Source organism: Pedobacter paludisoli (assembly GCF_052344095.1).
Taxonomy (GTDB): domain Bacteria; phylum Bacteroidota; class Bacteroidia; order Sphingobacteriales; family Sphingobacteriaceae; genus Pedobacter.
Genome location: NZ_CP179926.1, coordinates 2,053,005 through 2,071,097, shown reverse-complemented (window position 1 = coordinate 2,071,097; position 18,093 = coordinate 2,053,005). Strand labels below are relative to the sequence as shown.

At 36.5% G+C, this 18,093-nt stretch carries 14 protein-coding genes, 5 tRNA genes and 1 pseudogene; all 20 read left to right on the top strand.

The genetic code is table 11. From position 1 onward, the window contains the following. Positions 1-240 precede the first annotated feature (240 nt). The 20 genes and pseudogenes from ACJVDK_RS08365 (at position 241) to rpoC (ending at position 17,811) form a co-directional block, all read left to right on the top strand. Positions 241-313: transfer RNA gene (locus tag ACJVDK_RS08365), tRNA-Thr, on the top strand. 85 nt (positions 314-398) lie between these two features. Next, a tRNA-Tyr gene (locus tag ACJVDK_RS08360) sits at positions 399-481 on the top strand. 90 nt (positions 482-571) lie between these two features. After that, positions 572-644 (top strand) — tRNA-Gly (locus ACJVDK_RS08355). An 86-nt stretch (positions 645-730) separates the two neighbouring features. Continuing rightward, positions 731-802: transfer RNA gene (locus ACJVDK_RS08350), tRNA-Thr, on the top strand. A 124-nt stretch (positions 803-926) separates the two neighbouring features. Further along, complete coding sequence (gene tuf, locus ACJVDK_RS08345) at positions 927-2,114, top strand: elongation factor Tu (protein ID WP_115403172.1); 1,188 nt, start codon at positions 927-929, stop codon at positions 2,112-2,114. 56 nt (positions 2,115-2,170) lie between these two features. Beyond that, a tRNA-Trp gene (locus ACJVDK_RS08340) sits at positions 2,171-2,241 on the top strand. A 105-nt stretch (positions 2,242-2,346) separates the two neighbouring features. After that, positions 2,347-2,541, top strand: a complete 195-nt coding sequence (secE, locus tag ACJVDK_RS08335) for a preprotein translocase subunit SecE (RefSeq protein ID WP_443939821.1) — start codon at positions 2,347-2,349, stop codon at positions 2,539-2,541. Positions 2,542-2,551: 10 nt separating this feature from the next. Then, positions 2,552-3,091, top strand: a complete 540-nt coding sequence (gene nusG, locus ACJVDK_RS08330; RefSeq protein ID WP_443939820.1) for a transcription termination/antitermination protein NusG — start codon at positions 2,552-2,554, stop codon at positions 3,089-3,091. A gap of 275 nt (positions 3,092-3,366) precedes the next feature. Beyond that, entirely contained in the window at positions 3,367-3,834 is a 468-nt protein-coding gene (locus ACJVDK_RS08325; RefSeq protein ID WP_443939819.1) for a hypothetical protein, read from the top strand. Positions 3,835-3,933: 99 nt separating this feature from the next. Beyond that, entirely contained in the window at positions 3,934-4,779 is an 846-nt protein-coding gene (locus ACJVDK_RS08320) for a hypothetical protein (RefSeq protein ID WP_443939818.1), read from the top strand. Further along, a complete protein-coding gene (locus ACJVDK_RS08315) occupies positions 4,769-5,293 on the top strand; it encodes a hypothetical protein (protein WP_443939817.1) in 525 nt (174 codons plus the stop codon). The genes ACJVDK_RS08320 and ACJVDK_RS08315 overlap by 11 nt, the downstream gene beginning before the upstream one ends. Positions 5,294-5,326: 33 nt before the next feature. Beyond that, a pseudogene (gene nusG, locus ACJVDK_RS08310) lies at positions 5,327-5,686 on the top strand (transcription termination/antitermination protein NusG); the annotation flags it as partial. Positions 5,687-6,368: 682 nt separating this feature from the next. Beyond that, positions 6,369-6,674, top strand: coding sequence for a hypothetical protein (locus ACJVDK_RS08305; protein ID WP_443939816.1), 306 nt, complete (start codon positions 6,369-6,371; stop codon positions 6,672-6,674). Positions 6,675-6,686: 12 nt separating this feature from the next. Next, positions 6,687-7,142 (top strand): hypothetical protein, encoded by a 456-nt coding sequence (locus ACJVDK_RS08300; protein ID WP_443939815.1) that lies wholly within the window; start codon positions 6,687-6,689, stop codon positions 7,140-7,142. A gap of 200 nt (positions 7,143-7,342) precedes the next feature. After that, positions 7,343-7,786, top strand: a complete 444-nt coding sequence (gene rplK / locus ACJVDK_RS08295) for a 50S ribosomal protein L11 (RefSeq protein WP_443939814.1) — start codon at positions 7,343-7,345, stop codon at positions 7,784-7,786. Between the two features lie 20 nt (positions 7,787-7,806). Continuing rightward, positions 7,807-8,505: a 50S ribosomal protein L1 gene (gene rplA / locus ACJVDK_RS08290; RefSeq protein ID WP_443939813.1), complete on the top strand. Its 699-nt coding sequence runs from the start codon at positions 7,807-7,809 to the stop codon at positions 8,503-8,505. A 2-nt stretch (positions 8,506-8,507) separates the two neighbouring features. Then, the gene (gene rplJ, locus ACJVDK_RS08285) at positions 8,508-9,029 is read left to right on the top strand and encodes a 50S ribosomal protein L10 (protein WP_443939812.1); all 522 of its coding nucleotides are present in this window, start codon (positions 8,508-8,510) and stop codon (positions 9,027-9,029) included. Positions 9,030-9,093: 64 nt separating this feature from the next. Then, a complete protein-coding gene (gene rplL / locus ACJVDK_RS08280; protein WP_443939811.1) occupies positions 9,094-9,471 on the top strand; it encodes a 50S ribosomal protein L7/L12 in 378 nt (125 codons plus the stop codon). A 156-nt stretch (positions 9,472-9,627) separates the two neighbouring features. Beyond that, entirely contained in the window at positions 9,628-13,431 is a 3,804-nt protein-coding gene (gene rpoB, locus ACJVDK_RS08275; protein ID WP_443939810.1) for a DNA-directed RNA polymerase subunit beta, read from the top strand. Positions 13,432-13,524: 93 nt separating this feature from the next. After that, entirely contained in the window at positions 13,525-17,811 is a 4,287-nt protein-coding gene (gene rpoC, locus ACJVDK_RS08270) for a DNA-directed RNA polymerase subunit beta' (protein WP_443939809.1), read from the top strand. Positions 17,812-18,093: the final 282 nt, after the last annotated feature.

Sequence of the window (18,093 nt, the reverse complement as noted above, 5' to 3'; positions counted from 1 at the left end):
TATGAATGAAATATTCTATTCAAATTGCATTGTTGAGCTTGTAACGAGAAAAAAGATTTTTATTTTTTTTTAAAATAATTTTGAACTGAAATATAAGTGTGTATATTTGCATTCCCTTTCGGAAAGGGCGTTACGCCAAGAAGAAAGGATTGTTCTCTGAAAAGATAAAAAAAACAAAAAAAATGCATTGAGAGTATGAAAAATGAAGATTTTTTATACCTTTGCAAACGAAAAATAAAAGCCTCCTTAGCTCAGCTGGTAGAGCAACTGACTTGTAATCAGTAGGTCATTGGTTCGATTCCGATAGGAGGCTCTTTTTATTTACGAATGTAGATTTTAGGTTTGCGATTAGCTTCCAATTAGTTGTAAAGCGTGATCGAAAATCGTAAATAGAAAACGGGGAGATACCAGAGCGGCCAAATGGGACAGACTGTAACTCTGTTGTCGTAAGACTTCGAAGGTTCGAATCCTTCTCTCCCCACTCTTAAATGAAAGAACGGTGAATGTTTTTTATGAGTGAATGCAACCATTCGATCATCCTAAATAAAATCATTCAATCATTTGGAAAAAAGCGGAAGTAGCTCAGTTGGTAGAGCGATAGCCTTCCAAGCTATAGGTCGCGAGTTCGAACCTCGTCTTCCGCTCTTTAAAGTTCATTGGTGAATGGGTTCAGAGGTTTGTTTAAGCAAATGAACAGTGAGCAATAATTAATGGGCTAGTAAAAGAAAAAGCCGACTTAGCTCAGCGGTAGAGCACTTCCTTGGTAAGGAAGAGGTCGTGGGTTCAATTCCCATAGTTGGCTCAAGAAATAGCTTTGTTAAATCTGTTTTGTAATACAGAAGAAACAAGGTTTTTTGTGTTGAAATATACAAAACAAATAAGTAAAATTAATAATAAAGTTTACCCACTAATTAGTTATAAATAAAATGGCAAAAGAAAAATTTGACCGCAGTAAACCGCACTTAAACATCGGTACAATCGGTCACGTGGATCACGGTAAAACAACTTTAACAGCGGCTATTACAAAAGTTTTAGCTGATGCTGGTTTAACTGAGGCACGTTCATTCGATTCAATTGACTCTGCTCCAGAGGAAAAAGAAAGAGGTATTACAATCAATACAGCTCACGTTGAGTATTCAACAGCTAACCGTCACTATGCGCACGTTGACTGTCCAGGTCACGCGGATTACGTGAAAAACATGGTTACTGGTGCGGCTCAAATGGACGGTGCAATTATCGTTGTTGCTGCTACTGATGGTCCGATGCCACAAACTCGTGAGCACATCTTATTGGCTCGCCAAGTAGGTGTACCTTCATTAGTTGTATTCATGAACAAAGTGGATATGGTTGATGATCCAGAATTATTAGAATTAGTAGAAATGGAAGTTCGTGAATTATTATCGTTCTACGAATTCCCAGGTGATGATATTCCAGTAATCCAAGGTTCTGCATTAGGTGGATTAAACGGTGACCCTAAATGGGTTGGTAAAATTATGGAATTAATGGATGCTGTTGATAGCTACATTCCAATTCCTCCACGTTTAACTGATCTTCCTTTCTTAATGCCTGTTGAAGACGTATTCTCAATCACTGGTCGTGGTACTGTTGCTACAGGTCGTATTGAGCGTGGTGTAATCAACTCAGGAGATCCAGTTGAGATCTTAGGTATGGGTGCTGAGAACTTAAAATCTACAGTAACTGGTGTTGAGATGTTCCGTAAAATCTTAGATTACGGTGAGGCTGGTGATAACGTAGGTTTATTGTTACGTGGTATTGAGAAAACTGATATCCGTCGTGGTATGGTAATCTGTAAACCAGGTTCAGTAACTCCTCACACAGATTTCAAAGCTGAGATCTATGTATTATCAAAAGCAGAAGGTGGTCGTCACACGCCATTCTTCAACAAATATCGTCCTCAATTCTATTTCCGTACTACAGACGTAACTGGTGAAATTTCATTAGCTGAAGGTACTGAGATGGTAATGCCAGGTGATAACGTTACAATCACTGTTAAATTAATTAACGCGATTGCAATGGAAAAAGGTCTACGTTTCGCTATCCGTGAAGGTGGTAGAACAGTAGGTGCTGGTCAGGTAACTGAAATCTTAGCTTAATTTTAAGCATTAACAATACAAAAGGAGCTAGTTTAGGCTAGCTCTTTTTAACACACACGGGAATAGTTCAACGGTAGAATAGAGGTCTCCAAAACCTTTGATCAGGGTTCGAATCCTTGTTCCCGTGCTTAGAAAACATACAGTTCGAATAACGAATTTTGAGATTTTGAATGCCATTTAGTTAGCATTCAAAATTTTATTGTTATCAGAGCGCTCATTCAAACAATTTAATATGGCTAAAGTAGTAGAGTTTATAAAAGAATCGTACGATGAAATGACCAACAAGGTTACATGGCCTACGTGGGGAGAACTTCAAAGTTCAGCGATTCTTGTGTTAGTGGCCTCTTTAATTATTGCACTTTTAATTTTTGCAATGGATAAAGGTTCTCTATTTGTATTAGATACTTACTATAACACGTTAAAATAATATATCTAAGATGAGCGATTTAAAGTGGTACGTAGTAAGAGCTGTTAGCGGAAAAGAAAAAAAGGTAAAGCAATACATTGATGCTGAAATTAGCCGGTTAGGTTTTTCTCATTTAGTTCCTCAGGTATTAATTCCAATGGAGAAATATTACCAAATGAGAGATGGAAAAAAGATTGCTAAAGAACGTAACTACTATCCTGGATATGTTTTAATAGAAGCTACATTAGATGGCGAGTTAGAACATATTATCAAAGGGATTAATAGTGTAATCGGTTTCTTAGGTGATAAAGCGGGTAACCCAATTCCAATGCGTCAGGCTGAAGTAAACCGTATATTAGGTGTGGTTGATGAAATGAGCGAGCAAGGCGAAACCATGAATGTACCGTATTATGTAGGGGAAAATATCAAAGTGATGGATGGTCCTTTCAACGGTTTCTCAGGGGTAATTGAAGAAGTGAACGAAGAGAAAAAGAAATTGAAAGTAATGGTTAAAATCTTCGGTCGTAAAACACCACTAGAACTTAACTACATGCAAGTAGAAAAAGAATAATAGTTAATTTAAATACTAGAAAAGCTTTCCCCAAAATGGAAAGCTTTTTTCGTTTAAAGCGTTTTTACTTAAGCCGTATTTTTTTTACAATATCTAAAATATTTTTATTTTAGCGCGTTCTTATTTATTTCTGTTCAAGAACTAAAAATTATAAAATCTACTATTAACTCACTCATCATGTTTACAAACGAACAAACAAACAAACAAACAAATTTCAGCGTTACTTCCCTGTTTTAATCTTTTTTCTACTTTTAGTTTCTGGCTGTAAAAAGGAATTGTACGAGACCGCGGCAATTGATGCACGTTTAGTAGCCTATAAAGGCAACAACGAAGAAGTGACAAAGATTATCTCAGCACTTAAAATGGCAAAGGATGGAGATTTTATTGCTAAACTTAATGCCGCAGATACTATAAAATGGGAAGATGTAACATTTCTTTTTAAGTCGAAGCAGAATGAGGTAAATAGGCTCTTTGCTTTGGATCAAATTAATCAAACTTTTTTAAGAGTAATAAAATTAGACGAAAGATACATTTTTGATATTTATAAGCGAAAGGAAAAAAGTGGTGCTCCTAATTTAGGCTCAAAGATGGCCATTTCTCCGAAGTACCTTCGAACTAAAAGTAAACAGATTTCGCACATTTCTAGTGTCAAAGGTATAAACAAAAAGTTGGCCTCTAATTATTATGTTGATGCACTCCAGAATATGTCTGATGCGCAAGGTTGCACCGTTGATGTACAGTGATGGGCTACTGCAACTGATTTAAGTTATAATTATCAAGAGGAAGTAGTCGATTTGTGTAATTATACTATTATGTATTACTTGTCCAATAAGCAATTTCAGGTGACTTCAGAATTCAACCCACCAATTTGGGATAGCTTTACCAATCTTTATGAAATGGATCTAATGTGGGCTATTCGAGATATTTTTGCATCTTATAATTCTTTTAATGTTGAAATTGTAGTGCATTTTTATTATCCAGATTGTTTTGATTATGGACAAGGGGGGGCTGCAGGTGGAGGTAGTGGGAGTACAAGTGCGCTAAGAGATACTACAATGGAAGCTGATTTTTACGAGAATTTAAAAGCAATGTGTGCATTATCTAAATTAATGAATAATGATTTCTATAAAAGAACATTAAATAATTTTATCGGCAGCGATAAGCCAATTGACTTGACATTTAGATTAGGATATATTGCACAAGATCCTGGTTATGTAACTACGGGGAATACTGTGCCAAATCCAAGATCATGGAGCGCAACTAATATAGATTTAACTATCGCTTCAAATCTCATTGATAGTTTACCTAGTATTTCAGTAGCTCTAACACTTTTGCACGAAGGAATGCATGCTGAGATTTATAGAAAATTACTTTCAATCCATGGACCAAATAATTTGAATGCGCAAAATTTTCCCTCGTTATTTAATCTTTGGATTAGAAGTAGAGAATGGGAAGGTGTAAGTCATGAGTTTATGGCTAATTATTATGTTAATACTATTGCAAATGCATTAAAAGAATATGATAATAGTAAATTTGATATAGAATATTATAAATCATATGCTTGGAGTGGTCTAAAAGAAACAGATTATTTTACGAATAAAATAGACTCGACTTTTAAAGCTAATATTAATAGTAAAACGGCAAAATTATTAAGAAATAGAAATAAACAAAATTGTGATGATCAATAAAATTATTTTTTGCAAGCTAATGATTATTTTATCATTCACTTCTGCCTTCGCACAAAAGAAGATTAAACCAGATTTATATTTAATGTTTCAAATTGATTCTTCAAAAAGGATATATAAAATTAACGTAAAATCAGTAGCTTCTGCAAAATTAGATAACAAGCCCATTCCAGAAAAGGATTATGATATTTATACTTATAGTTATATTTCGTATGATGGTAAAACGGAACGAATTTATAAGTTATTTTCATCGATTGATAAACATAATTATCGAATAACCGACAGTAGTTTTTTTAAAAAACAGAAAGTATTTCCTTATCGAAATTTGGAGAAAATAAAAGGCCTAATTAGTGAAGAGTGGGATGCAAAGAATTTTGCCTTTGATAAAGTATTTCTTTTAGAAAAAATAGCAGAAAACAAGTTTAAGATTGTTCAAGTTGAATTGTATTTCCCATTTGATTCGCATGGGTTTTTATCAAGACCTGTTAATTCAAAAGAAATAATTGAAATTCCCTAAAGGTAAATTTAGTTACTTGTCATTGCGGATTTGTACTATCCTGGATATGTTTTAATAGAAGCTACATTAGATGGCGAGTTAGAGCATATTATCAAAGGGATTAATAGTGTAATCGGTTTCTTAGGTGATAAAGCGGGTAACCCAATTCCAATGCGTCAAGCTGAAGTTAACCGTATCTTAGGTGTGGTTGATGAAATGAGCGAGCAAGGCGAAACCATGAAAGTACCGTATTATGTAGGAGAAAACATCAAAGTGATGGATGGCCCTTTCAACGGTTTCTCTGGGGTGATTGAAGAAGTAAACGAAGAGAAAAAGAAATTGAAAGTAATGGTTAAAATCTTTGGGCGTAAAACACCATTAGAACTTAACTACATGCAGGTAGAAAAAGAGTAATATAAATTTAAATACTAGAAAAGCTTTCCTTTTTGAGGAAAGCTTTTTTTGTTTAGAGCTTTTTTACTTAGGGTCTGCTGAAAAAGCATAACATGTTGTTTTACATTTATTTACATGGCTATTTGCTAATCTTGGTGCAAGCTTTTTCAAGAGATACCCTCAAAAAGCTTGTATCTTATTTTTAGATGTAAATTTTTGACCAATAATTATGGTTGATTATCGTTAACTTTTTGATATATATAGCCTGTTTTTGTTAAAAAAGATATTGTTTGGTCGCAAAATTGAAAATTTTGAGTTTTTCAGCAGACCCTACTTAAGCTGTATTTTTATTCATCACATTATGTAATATATTTTTATCTTAGCGCGTTCTTACACATTTCTGTTTAAGAGTAAAAAATTAAATAAATCTAATATTAATTCACTCTTTATGTTTACAAACAAACAAACAAACAAACAAACAAACAAATTTCAGCGTTACTTCCCTGTTTTAATCTTTTTTCTACTTTTAGTTTCTGGTTGTAAAAAATAACTTTAGGGGACAGCGGCAATTGATGCAGGTTTAGTTGCTGTAACCAAATCATTTGGCTTTTATCCATCTCCTGCTGTACTTAGTTTGAGTCATGGTCCTGTAGGAAGTAAGATGAATGATAATGGAGAGCATGAATAGGATATCAGTATGGATATGGAATGGCTTACTAAAATTGAATTTGATATATTAAAATTATCAGCACTAAATAATGCTAATAAAGCATATGAACTGGACGAATATAACTGTGGAAGTTATGCTTTAGATGTTTTTAACTCAATTAGGCTACCCGATTACGCTATTAAGCTTGATGATTGGATTGCTCTGAATGGGCTAGGTTTTAACTATGGCGATACACCAAATGGGCTTTATAATAAGTTATTCTTAATGAAGAGTCAAGGTTATAATAATAGTATTGTGGGAGAAGATTTTGCTCCCGAAAAAACTGGATTATGTCCTTAACTTTTTAGCATTATGAATCAATACACCAATAGAATGCAACTTTTGAAATGGCTAACAGTAGTGTCGTTTCTTTTGATAATCATCGCATACGAAAAAATTTCTGCCTTCATGTTTATGTTCCTTGTCTTAGCACCCTTGTACATACTATCGGGCGATGCAGGGATAAGTTTTGGCGGGCTTCCAGATATTTTTTGGAAAATTATATTTATCGCATCTACCATTTTAGTGTATGTTTCTTTGGGCTATTTAGTAAAAACAGCAGGGAAACCTTTTCAATCAATAAAGAGTAAATATTACACGTATTTGTCGGTAGGGGTTCTATTTGCACCGGCAATAGTCATTTGTTTTAATAAAAATAACGGCATAGGTGAGTTTATTCTGCTCGGTATATTCTTTCTTTTCGCCGTAGTAACTTGTTTAGTTACGTATCTTACTAAAATAGTAGCCCTTGAAGAAGACCTTGTTTAGGTTAAATGGTTAAGAAGAACGGGATGCCTATTGTTTGATTGAAACTGAAATTAAACGTATTATTTTTATCCAATCTATTGCATACCAATATTATTATTCTTATCTTTGCAGTCCTTTATGCTTTATAGGAGCATGAGGGGAATAAAATGTTACATGCTTCCACTAATAACATTGAGTTTTAAATAAAACAAAAACACAAAATGGCAAAAGAAATCAGTGCGATGATCAAATTACAGATCAAAGGCGGAGCTGCAAATCCATCGCCACCAGTAGGACCTGCATTGGGTGCTAAGGGGGTGAATATTATGGAGTTTTGCAAACAGTACAATGCTCGTACCCAAGATAAAGCAGGTAAAGTATTGCCAGTTGTAATTACTGTTTATGCTGATAAGTCATTCGATTTCATCATCAAAACCCCTCCGGTAGCGGTTCAATTAAAGGATGCTACTAAATTACAGAGTGGTTCTGCTGAGCCTAACCGTAAAAAAGTTGGGTCGGTGACCTGGGACCAGATTAAAGTTATTGCTGAGGATAAAATGCCTGATTTAAATGCATTTACAATCGAATCTGCAATGAGTATGGTTGCTGGAACAGCACGCAGTATGGGAATCACCGTTTCTGGTGACGCACCCTGGAACAATTAATTAAAAAACAGTTTACAACAGTGGCGAAATTAACTAAAAATCAAAAAAAGGCACATGCTAAATTAGAAGCTGGCAAAGCTTATACTTTGAAAGATGCTGCTGCTTTGGTAAAAGAAATCACTACTACTAAATTTGATGCTTCAGTTGATATTGATGTATCTTTAGGAGTAGATCCACGTAAAGCCAATCAAATGGTGCGTGGTATTGCTACTTTACCACACGGAACAGGTAAAACTGTACGTGTTTTAGCTTTGGTAACTCCTGATAAGGAAGAAGAAGCAAAAGCAGCTGGCGCAGACTTCGTAGGTTTAGACGAATATGTGGCTAAAATTGAAGGTGGTTGGACCGATGTAGACATTATTATCACAACACCAGCTTGTATGGCTAAGGTAGGTAAATTGGGCCGTGTTTTAGGTCCAAGAAACTTAATGCCTAACCCTAAATCTGGAACAGTAACTAACGAAGTTGGTAAAGCTGTAACAGAGGTTAAAGCAGGTAAAATTGATTTTAAGGTAGACAAAACCGGTATCATACACGCCTCGATAGGAAAAGTATCATTCCCGGCAGATAAAATTTATGAGAATGCACTTGAACTTATTCAAGTTATTTCAAAATTAAAGCCATCTGCTGCTAAAGGAACTTATTTTAAGAGCATTCACATGTCTTCTACAATGAGTCCTGGAATTGCAATTGAAACCAAATCAGTAGCGGGGATCTAATCATGAACAGAGAAGAAAAAAACGAAGTAGTTTTAGAACTACAAGGACAAATGCAAGAGTATGGCAATTTTTATATCGCTGATACGTCGAGCCTTTCTGTTGAGCAAGTGAATAACATCCGTCGCAAATGCTTTGAAGGTGATATCGTAATGAAGGTAGCTAAAAACACTTTAATCCGCAAAGCGATTGAAGGTTTAGAAGGCGACGCTTCAGAAATATACGGCTCATTAAAAGGTTCATCATCATTATTATTCTCAAAAACAGCAAACGCTCCGGCTAAGTTGATCAAAGCTTTGAGAAAAACTTCTGATAAACCATTATTAAAAGCTGCATATATCGATTCATCAGTTTATGTTGGCGATGAGCAATTAAATACATTAGTAAGCTTAAAATCAAGAGAAGAGCTTATTGGCGATATTATTGGCTTATTACAATCACCAGCGAAAAACGTTGTTTCTGCGCTTAAATCAAGCGGAGGCAAAATTGCAGGAATTGTTAAAACTCTACAAGAAAGAGAAGGTTAACGAACACCTTAAGTTCGCAAATAAAACAAAATTATTACACGTAAATTTTTAAAATCTTAATAAAATGGCAGATTTAAAAGCGTTTGCTGAGCAATTAGTAAACTTAACAGTTAAAGAAGTTAATGAATTAGCTCAAATCTTAAAAGATGAGTATGGTATTGAGCCTGCAGCTGCTGCTGTAGTTGCTGGTCCTGCTGCTGGTGGTGATGCACCTGCTGCTGCTGCAGAAAAAACATCATTTGATGTAATCTTAAAAGATGCTGGTGGTCAAAAATTAGCAGTTGTTAAACTTGTTAAAGACTTAACTGGTTTAGGTTTGAAAGAAGCTAAAGACTTAGTTGATGGTGCACCTAAAGAATTAAAAGCTGGTGTAGCTAAAGACGAAGCTGAAGCTCTTAAAAAACAATTAGAAGAAGCTGGAGCAGTAGTTGAAATTAAGTAATCACTTAATTTAGCTAAGCTAAAAATGTATCAGACACCGACTGAAAATGTCGGTGTCTTTACCTGTTTATAAACATCTCATTTTGCTTGGTTGATGAGAATGCTTTAACTAAAACCAAACAAATAGTTTATTCTTAAACTAAAATCTTTCAGTCCATTGGCAAAGACAGTCGAACAAAGAGTAAATTTTGCAACAAGTAAGCACATTATAGACTATCCTGATTTTCTGGATGTGCAATTGCAATCATTCAGAGAATTTTTCCAGATAGATACTACATCAGACGATCGCTCAAGCGAGGGTTTGTTTAAAGTGTTTGCGGAGAACTTTCCAATAACGGATTCAAGAAATATCTTCGTATTAGAGTTTCTTGATTATTTCGTTGATCCACCACGTTACGATATACACGAGTGTATTGAGCGCGGTTTAACGTACAATGTTCCATTAAAAGCAAAGCTGAAGCTTTCTTGTAATGATGTTGAGCATGAAGATTTTGAAACCATTATTCAGGATGTGTACTTAGGTACTATCCCGTATATGACACCAAAAGGTACATTTGTTATTAACGGAGCAGAACGTGTTATCGTTTCGCAATTACACCGTTCACCAGGCGTATTCTTCGGCCAAAGCCGTCATACCAATGGAACAAAATTGTACTCAGCACGTGTAATCCCTTTCAAAGGTTCGTGGATTGAGTTTGCAACAGACGTTAACAACGTAATGTATGCATACATCGATCGTAAGAAGAAATTCCCGGTTACTACCTTATTGCGTGCAATTGGTTACGATTCTGATAAAGATATATTGGAATTATTTGACCTTGCTGATGAAGTAAAAGTTAGTAAATCAGGTTTAAAGAAATACATCGGCCGTAAACTTGCTGCAAGAGTTTTACGTACTTGGATCGAAGATTTCGTAGATGAAGATACCGGTGAGGTAGTTTCGATTCCACGTAACGAGGTAGTTCTAGAAAGAGAAACCGTTTTAGAAGATGACCATATTGATATGGTAATTGATGCAGGCGTAAAAACCATTATCTTATCTAAAGAAGATGGTGCAAGTCAAGCAGATTATACCATTATTTATAATACTTTACAAAAAGATACTTCAAACTCAGAAAAAGAGGCTGTTGAAAACATCTATCGTGCTTTGCGTAACGCAGAACCACCTGATGAGGAAACTGCTCGTGGTATCATCGATCGTTTATTCTTCTCAGATAAACGTTATGATTTAGGAGATGTAGGTCGTTACCGCATCAACCGTAAATTAAAGATGGATACGCCTGAGGGTGTGAAAGTATTAACAAAAGCAGATATTATTGCCATTGTTAAATACTTAATTAAGTTAATTAACTCTAAAGAAGAGGTGGATGATATTGACCACTTATCAAACCGTCGTGTACGTACGGTAGGTGAGCAATTGTACGCACAATTTGGTGTTGGTTTGGCACGTATGGCTAGAACAATCCGTGAGCGTATGAATATCCGCGATAACGAGGTGTTTACACCAACGGATTTGATCAATGCACGTACATTGTCATCTGTTATCAACTCATTCTTTGGTACCAACCAGTTATCTCAGTTCATGGATCAAACAAATCCATTAGCAGAGATTACGCATAAACGTCGTTTATCAGCATTAGGTCCAGGTGGTTTATCACGTGAGCGTGCTGGTTTCGAGGTGCGTGACGTTCACTACACGCACTACGGTCGTTTATGTACAATTGAAACACCAGAGGGACCAAACATTGGTTTGATTTCATCACTTTGTGTGCATGCAAAAATCAACAATTTAGGTTTCATTGAAACACCATACAAACGCGTTGAAGACGGTAAAGTAGTGGTAGATTCAGACGTTATTTATTTATCTGCTGAAGATGAGGATGGAAAAACCATCGCTCAAGCGAATGCAGAGTACGATGATAACGGTGTATTTGCAACGCCTCGTGTAAAAGCACGTTATGAGGGTGACTTCCCAATTATTGAGCCTGAGAAATTAGACTTAATGGATGTTGCTCCGAACCAGATTACATCAATCGCTGCTTCGTTAATTCCGTTCTTAGAACATGATGATGCGAACAGGGCCTTGATGGGATCGAACATGCAACGTCAGGCCGTACCATTGTTACGTCCGGAAGCACCAATTGTAGGAACAGGTTTAGAAGGTCGTGTTGCACGCGATTCAAGAACTTTGATCAATGCAGAGGGTGAAGGTATTGTTGAGTATGTTGATGCGAACGAGATTATCATCAAATACGATCGTTCAGAAGACGAACGTTTAGTTTCATTCGAAGGCGATAGCAAAACATACCGTTTAATTAAGTTCAAAAAAACCAACCAAAACACCTGTATCAACTTAAAGCCAATTGTTAAAAAAGGCCAACGAGTTACAAAAGGTCAGGTACTTTGCGAAGGATATGCAACTGAAAATGGTGAATTAGCACTTGGTAGAAACTTGAAAGTGGCATTCATGCCTTGGCAAGGTTTCAACTTTGAGGATGCGATTGTAATTAACGAGCGTATTGTTCGTGATGACGTATTCACTTCGTTGCATATTGAGGAATTTGAATTAGAAGTACGTGATACTAAACGCGGAGAAGAGGAATTAACACCAGATATTCCTAACGTATCAGAAGAGGCTACAAAAGACCTTGATGAAAACGGTATTATCCGCATTGGTGCTGAAGTAAAAGAAGGTGATATTTTAATTGGTAAGATTACTCCTAAAGGGGAATCAGATCCTTCACCTGAAGAGAAATTACTACGTGCAATCTTTGGTGATAAAGCAGGTGATGTTAAAGATGCTTCTTTAAAAACTCCTCCTTCAATCCAAGGTGTAGTAATTGATACTAAATTATTCAGCCGTGCAAAGAAAACGACAAAAGCGGAAGAAAAATCTGCGATTGAAAAGTTAGATAGAAACTACAACAACGTTACTGAGAAATTAAAAGCAGAATTAGTTGATAAATTATTCGACATTGTAAACGGAAAAACATCGCAAGGTGTATACAACATTTACAAAGAATTATTGGTTGCTAAAGGCGCTAAATTTACACAGAAAATTTTAGCAGAGCTTGATTATAATCACATTAGCCCGAACAAATGGACTACTGATGATGATAAGAACGAGATGATTAAAATGTTGCTTCATAACTACGGTATCCGTGTTAATGAGGAGCTAGGAGCTTACAAACGCGATAAATTTGCGATTAGTGTAGGTGATGAGCTTCCATCGGGAATCGTACAAATGGCAAAAGTTTATGTTGCTAAAAAACGTAAGTTAAAAGTAGGTGATAAGATGGCGGGACGTCACGGTAACAAAGGTATTGTAGCGCGTATTGTACGCGACGAAGATATGCCTTTCTTAGCAGATGGTAGCCCAGTTGATATCGTGTTGAACCCACTAGGGGTACCTTCACGTATGAACTTAGGTCAGATTTACGAAACTGTATTGGCTTGGGCCGGTAAAGAATTAGGCGTTAAATTTGCCACACCAATTTTTGACGGTGCTAAACACCATGAAGTAGAAGAGTGGATTGCTAAAGCAGGTGTTCCTGCTTCGGGAAAAACCTACTTATACAACGGTTTAACAGGTGAGCGTTTCGATCAGACCACTACAGTAGGTATTATCTACATGTTAAAATTAGGTCACATGGTTGATGATAAGATGCACGCACGTTCTATCGGACCATACTCATTAATTACACAACAACCATTGGGTGGTAAAGCTCAATTCGGGGGTCAACGTTTTGGTGAGATGGAGGTTTGGGCATTAGAGGCATTCGGTGCTGCTAATATTCTTCAAGAGATATTAACCGTTAAATCGGATGATGTTATCGGAAGAGCCAAAACATACGAAGCCATTGTTAAAGGAGAAAACTTACCAACTCCAGGTGTACCAGAATCATTTAATGTATTGGTACACGAGTTACGCGGTTTAGGTTTAGATATTACGTTAGATTAACTAAGGTAGAAGGTAAAAAGGTAGAAGGTTGCGGGCTTAAACGCCCCAATCTTCCACCTTTCCGCCCTACGCCTTTAACCTTATACAAGAGATATGTCTTACAAAAAGGATAATAAATTAAAAAGCAATTTCACATCAATCACCATTAGCTTATCGTCGCCAGAAGTAATTTTGGAGCGGTCAAGTGGTGAGGTGTTGAAACCAGAAACCATTAACTACCGTACTTACAAACCAGAACGCGATGGTTTGTTTTGCGAGCGTATTTTTGGTCCGGTAAAAGATTACGAATGTCATTGCGGTAAATACAAACGTATTCGTTACAAAGGAATCGTTTGCGACCGTTGTGGTGTTGAAGTAACAGAGAAAAAAGTACGTAGAGAGCGTATGGGACACATCAGTTTGGTGGTTCCTGTTGCGCATATCTGGTATTTCCGTTCTTTACCAAACAAAATCGGTTATTTATTAGGATTACCTACAAAGAAATTAGATTTAATTATCTATTATGAGCGTTATGTAGTAATCCAATCAGGCTTAATGGCCGAAGAAGGTATCAACTTTATGGACTTCTTAACAGAAGAAGAATATTTAGATATCTTGGATAAATTACCGAAAGAAAATCAATACTTAGACGATAAAGACCCTAATAAATTCATCGCCAAAATGGGTGCTGAGGCATTAGAAGATTTATTAAAACGTATCGACTTAGATTCTTTATCTTACGATTTACGTCACCAAGCAGCAAACGAAACTTCTCAACAACGTAAAAACGAGGCTTTAAAACGTCTTCAAGTTGTAGAAGCTTTCCGTGGTGCAAATACACGCATTGAGAATCGTCCGGAGTGGATGATTGTTAAAATCGTTCCGGTTATTCCACCAGAATTGCGTCCATTAGTGCCATTAGAAGGTGGTCGTTTCGCTACTTCAGATTTAAATGATTTATACCGTCGTGTAATTATCCGTAACAACCGTTTAAAACGTTTGATCGAGATTAAAGCACCAGAGGTAATTTTACGTAACGAGAAACGTATGTTGCAGGAAGCTGTGGATTCGTTATTCGATAACTCACGTAAAGTAAACGCGGTAAAAACCGAAGGTAACCGTGCTTTGAAATCACTTTCAGATATTTTGAAAGGTAAGCAAGGTCGTTTCCGTCAAAACTTATTAGGTAAACGTGTGGATTATTCTGCTCGTTCGGTAATTGTTGTAGGGCCTAGCCTTAAATTACACGAATGCGGTTTACCAAAAGATATGGCTGCTGAGTTGTACAAACCATTCATCATTCGCAAGATGATTGAAAGAGGTGTTGTAAAAACTGTAAAATCAGCTAAAAAGATTGTAGATAGAAAAGATCCTTTAGTTTGGGATATCTTGGAGAACGTGTTAAAAGGTCACCCGGTATTATTAAACCGTGCACCTACATTACACCGTTTGGGTATTCAAGCGTTCCAACCTAAATTGGTTGAAGGAAAAGCAATCCAATTACACCCATTAGTGTGTACTGCATTCAACGCCGATTTTGACGGTGACCAGATGGCTGTCCACTTACCATTAGGTAATGCAGCAATTTTGGAAGCCCAAGTATTAATGTTGGCTGCACATAACATTTTAAACCCTGCAAACGGTACACCTATTACAGTACCTTCTCAGGATATGGTTTTGGGTCTTTATTACATTACTAAAGGCCGTAGAACCGATGAAACACGTGTAGTTAAAGGACAAGATTCTTCATTCTATTCTCCAGAAGAAGTAATTATTGCGTATAACGAGAAAGAATTAGACTTACATGCATTCATTAAAGTAAGAGTAAATGTTAAGCAAAGCGATGGTTCTATCGTTAATAAATTAACTGAAACTACAGTAGGTAGAGTATTGTTCAACCAAATGGTACCTGAAGAGGTTGGTTATATCAATGAATTATTAACTAAAAAATCGTTAAGAGATATTATCGGTGAAGTAGTTAAAATGACGGGTATGGCTCGCGCTTCTAGATTCTTAGATGATATCAAAGAATTAGGTTTCAAAATGGCTTTCCAAGGAGGTTTATCGTTCAACTTACAAGACGTAAATATTCCGGTAGAGAAACATACTTTATTAGAGCAGGCTGCTAACGAAGTTGAAGAAGTAAGAAACAACTATAACATGGGTTTCATTACCAACAACGAACGTTACAACCAAATTATCGATATCTGGACACGTATCAACAACAGATTAACCACTTTCGTTATGAACCAGCTTTCTAGCGATAACCAAGGTTTCAACTCTGTTTACATGATGCTTGATTCTGGAGCCCGTGGTTCGAAAGAGCAGATTCGTCAGTTATGCGGTATGCGTGGTTTGATGGCGAAACCTCAAAAATCAGGTTCAGGTGGCGACATTATTGAAAACCCGATTTTATCAAACTTTAAAGAAGGATTGTCGGTATTAGAATACTTCATCTCTACCCACGGTGCGCGTAAAGGTTTGGCCGATACGGCGTTAAAAACGGCCGATGCGGGTTACTTAACACGTCGTTTACATGACGTAGCACAAGATATGATTGTGAACGATGTAGATTGTGGTACTTTAAGAGGTATGTACACAACTGCATTGAAAGACAATGAAGATATCGTTGAACCATTATATGAGCGTATTTTAGGTCGTACTTCGTTACACGATGTATACGATCCAATGAACGGAAACTTATTGGTATCAGCAGGACAAGATATTGACGAAGATATTGCGAAAGCAGTTGAAGAATCATCTTTAGATGGTATCGAAATTCGTTCGGTATTAACATGCGAATCTAAACGAGGAGTATGTGCATTGTGTTACGGACGTAACTTAGCGTCAGGTAAACGTGTTCAAATTGGTGAGGCAGTTGGTGTAATTGCAGCACAGTCAATTGGTGAGCCGGGTACACAGTTAACACTTCGTACTTTCCACGTGGGTGGTACTGCATCAAACATTGCTGCTGAATCTAATATCGTAGCGAAATTTGATGGTGTTATCGAGTTTGAAAATATCCGTACAGTAGATACAGAAACCGAAGACGGTAAAGTACAAGTTGTATTGGGCCGTTCAGGTGAGTTCAAAATTGTTGAGCCTGGTTCAGGTCGTGTTATTGTAACCAATAATATTCCTTACGGTGCATTCTTATTTGTTAAAGAAGGTGATAAAGTAGCCAAAGGCGATAAGATTTGTTCGTGGGATCCGTACAATGCGGTAATTATCTCTGAGTTTGCGGGTAAAGCACAATTTGATGCGATCATCGAAGGTGTTACCTTCCGTGAAGAATCTGATGAACAAACCGGTCACCGCGAGAAAGTAATTATCGATACACGTGATAAAACGAAAAACCCTTCTGTACAAATCGTTGATAAAAAAGGCGAAGTTGTTAAAGGATATAACATTCCGGTAGGAGCACACGTTTCAGTGGATGAAGGTGATACAATTCAAACGGGTCAAATTATTGCTAAGATTCCTCGTGCAACGGGTAAAACCCGAGATATTACGGGTGGTTTACCACGTGTAACGGAGTTATTCGAAGCACGTAATCCTTCAAATCCTGCGGTTGTAACTGAAATTGACGGTGTGGTAACTTTAGGTGGTGTTAAACGTGGTAATCGCGAGATCACTATTGAGTCGAAAGACGGTGAAGTTAAAAAATACTTGGTGCCATTATCGAAACACATCCTTGTACAGGATAATGACTTTGTGAAAGCAGGTATGCCATTATCAGACGGTTCAATTTCTCCAGCAGATATCTTATCAATTAAAGGCCCTGCAGCGGTTCAAGAGTACTTAGTAAATGGTATTCAAGAGGTTTACCGTTTACAAGGTGTGAAAATTAACGATAAGCACTTCGAAGTAATTGTTCACCAAATGATGCAAAAAGTTCACATCGAAGATCCAGGAGATACTATTTTCTTAGAAAATAACGCTGTAGATCGTTGGGATTTTGCTGAAGAGAACGACAACATGTACGACAAGAAAGTTGTGGAAGATGCTGGTGATTCGAACGATTTCAAACCGGGTCAGATTGTTTCATTACGTAAATTAAGAGATGAAAATTCTCAATTAAAACGTAAAGATTTAAAACAAATCACGGTGAGAGATGCAAGACCAGCAACAGCAAGTTCTATCTTACAAGGTATTACACGTGCATCGTTAGGTACTAAATCGTTCATTTCTGCGGCTTCGTTCCAGGAAACAACGAAAGTATTAAACGAGGCAGCTATTGCAGGTAAACGCGATAACATGTTAGGATTGAAAGAAAACGTGATCGTTGGTCACTTAATTCCTTCAGGTACTGGTATGCGTGGTTACGAGCGTATCATTGTAGGTTCTCAAGAAGAATACGATAAATTATTGGCTTCGAAAAAAGAAGAAGTAGAAGCATAATTTTTTAAAAACCATATAAAAAGGGTTGTTCATTTTTGGACAGCCCTTTTTTGTTTATATGCATGTTTAAAATAGCAAAATTGGGATTCGTGTAAGGAAATCTCTCTGTAGCTCTTTTTTTAGCGGGATTTAATGATTTCGTGTAAATTTTTTTTTTTTTTTTGAAGGCGGAGTTATCTTAGGTATAATTAAAATTTACACGATTATTTATTCCTAATTATCCTTATTATGTCGCTTTCACTCATAACCCTTTCAAGGGCTTTTCCCACTTGTTTCAAATTT

Excerpts from the sequence above, each read along its gene's own strand:
- tuf (WP_115403172.1), top strand. The coding sequence starts at position 927 with ATGGCAAAAGAAAAATTTGACCGCAGTAAACCGCACTTAAACATCGGT.
- secE (WP_443939821.1), top strand. The coding sequence starts at position 2,347 with ATGGCTAAAGTAGTAGAGTTTATAAAAGAATCGTACGATGAAATGACC.
- nusG (WP_443939820.1), top strand. The coding sequence starts at position 2,552 with ATGAGCGATTTAAAGTGGTACGTAGTAAGAGCTGTTAGCGGAAAAGAA.
- ACJVDK_RS08315 (WP_443939817.1), top strand. The coding sequence starts at position 4,769 with ATGATCAATAAAATTATTTTTTGCAAGCTAATGATTATTTTATCATTC.
- ACJVDK_RS08305 (WP_443939816.1), top strand. The coding sequence starts at position 6,369 with ATGGAATGGCTTACTAAAATTGAATTTGATATATTAAAATTATCAGCA.
- ACJVDK_RS08300 (WP_443939815.1), top strand. The coding sequence starts at position 6,687 with ATGAATCAATACACCAATAGAATGCAACTTTTGAAATGGCTAACAGTA.
- rplK (WP_443939814.1), top strand. The coding sequence starts at position 7,343 with ATGGCAAAAGAAATCAGTGCGATGATCAAATTACAGATCAAAGGCGGA.
- rplJ (WP_443939812.1), top strand. The coding sequence starts at position 8,508 with ATGAACAGAGAAGAAAAAAACGAAGTAGTTTTAGAACTACAAGGACAA.
- rplL (WP_443939811.1), top strand. The coding sequence starts at position 9,094 with ATGGCAGATTTAAAAGCGTTTGCTGAGCAATTAGTAAACTTAACAGTT.
- rpoC (WP_443939809.1), top strand. The coding sequence starts at position 13,525 with ATGTCTTACAAAAAGGATAATAAATTAAAAAGCAATTTCACATCAATC.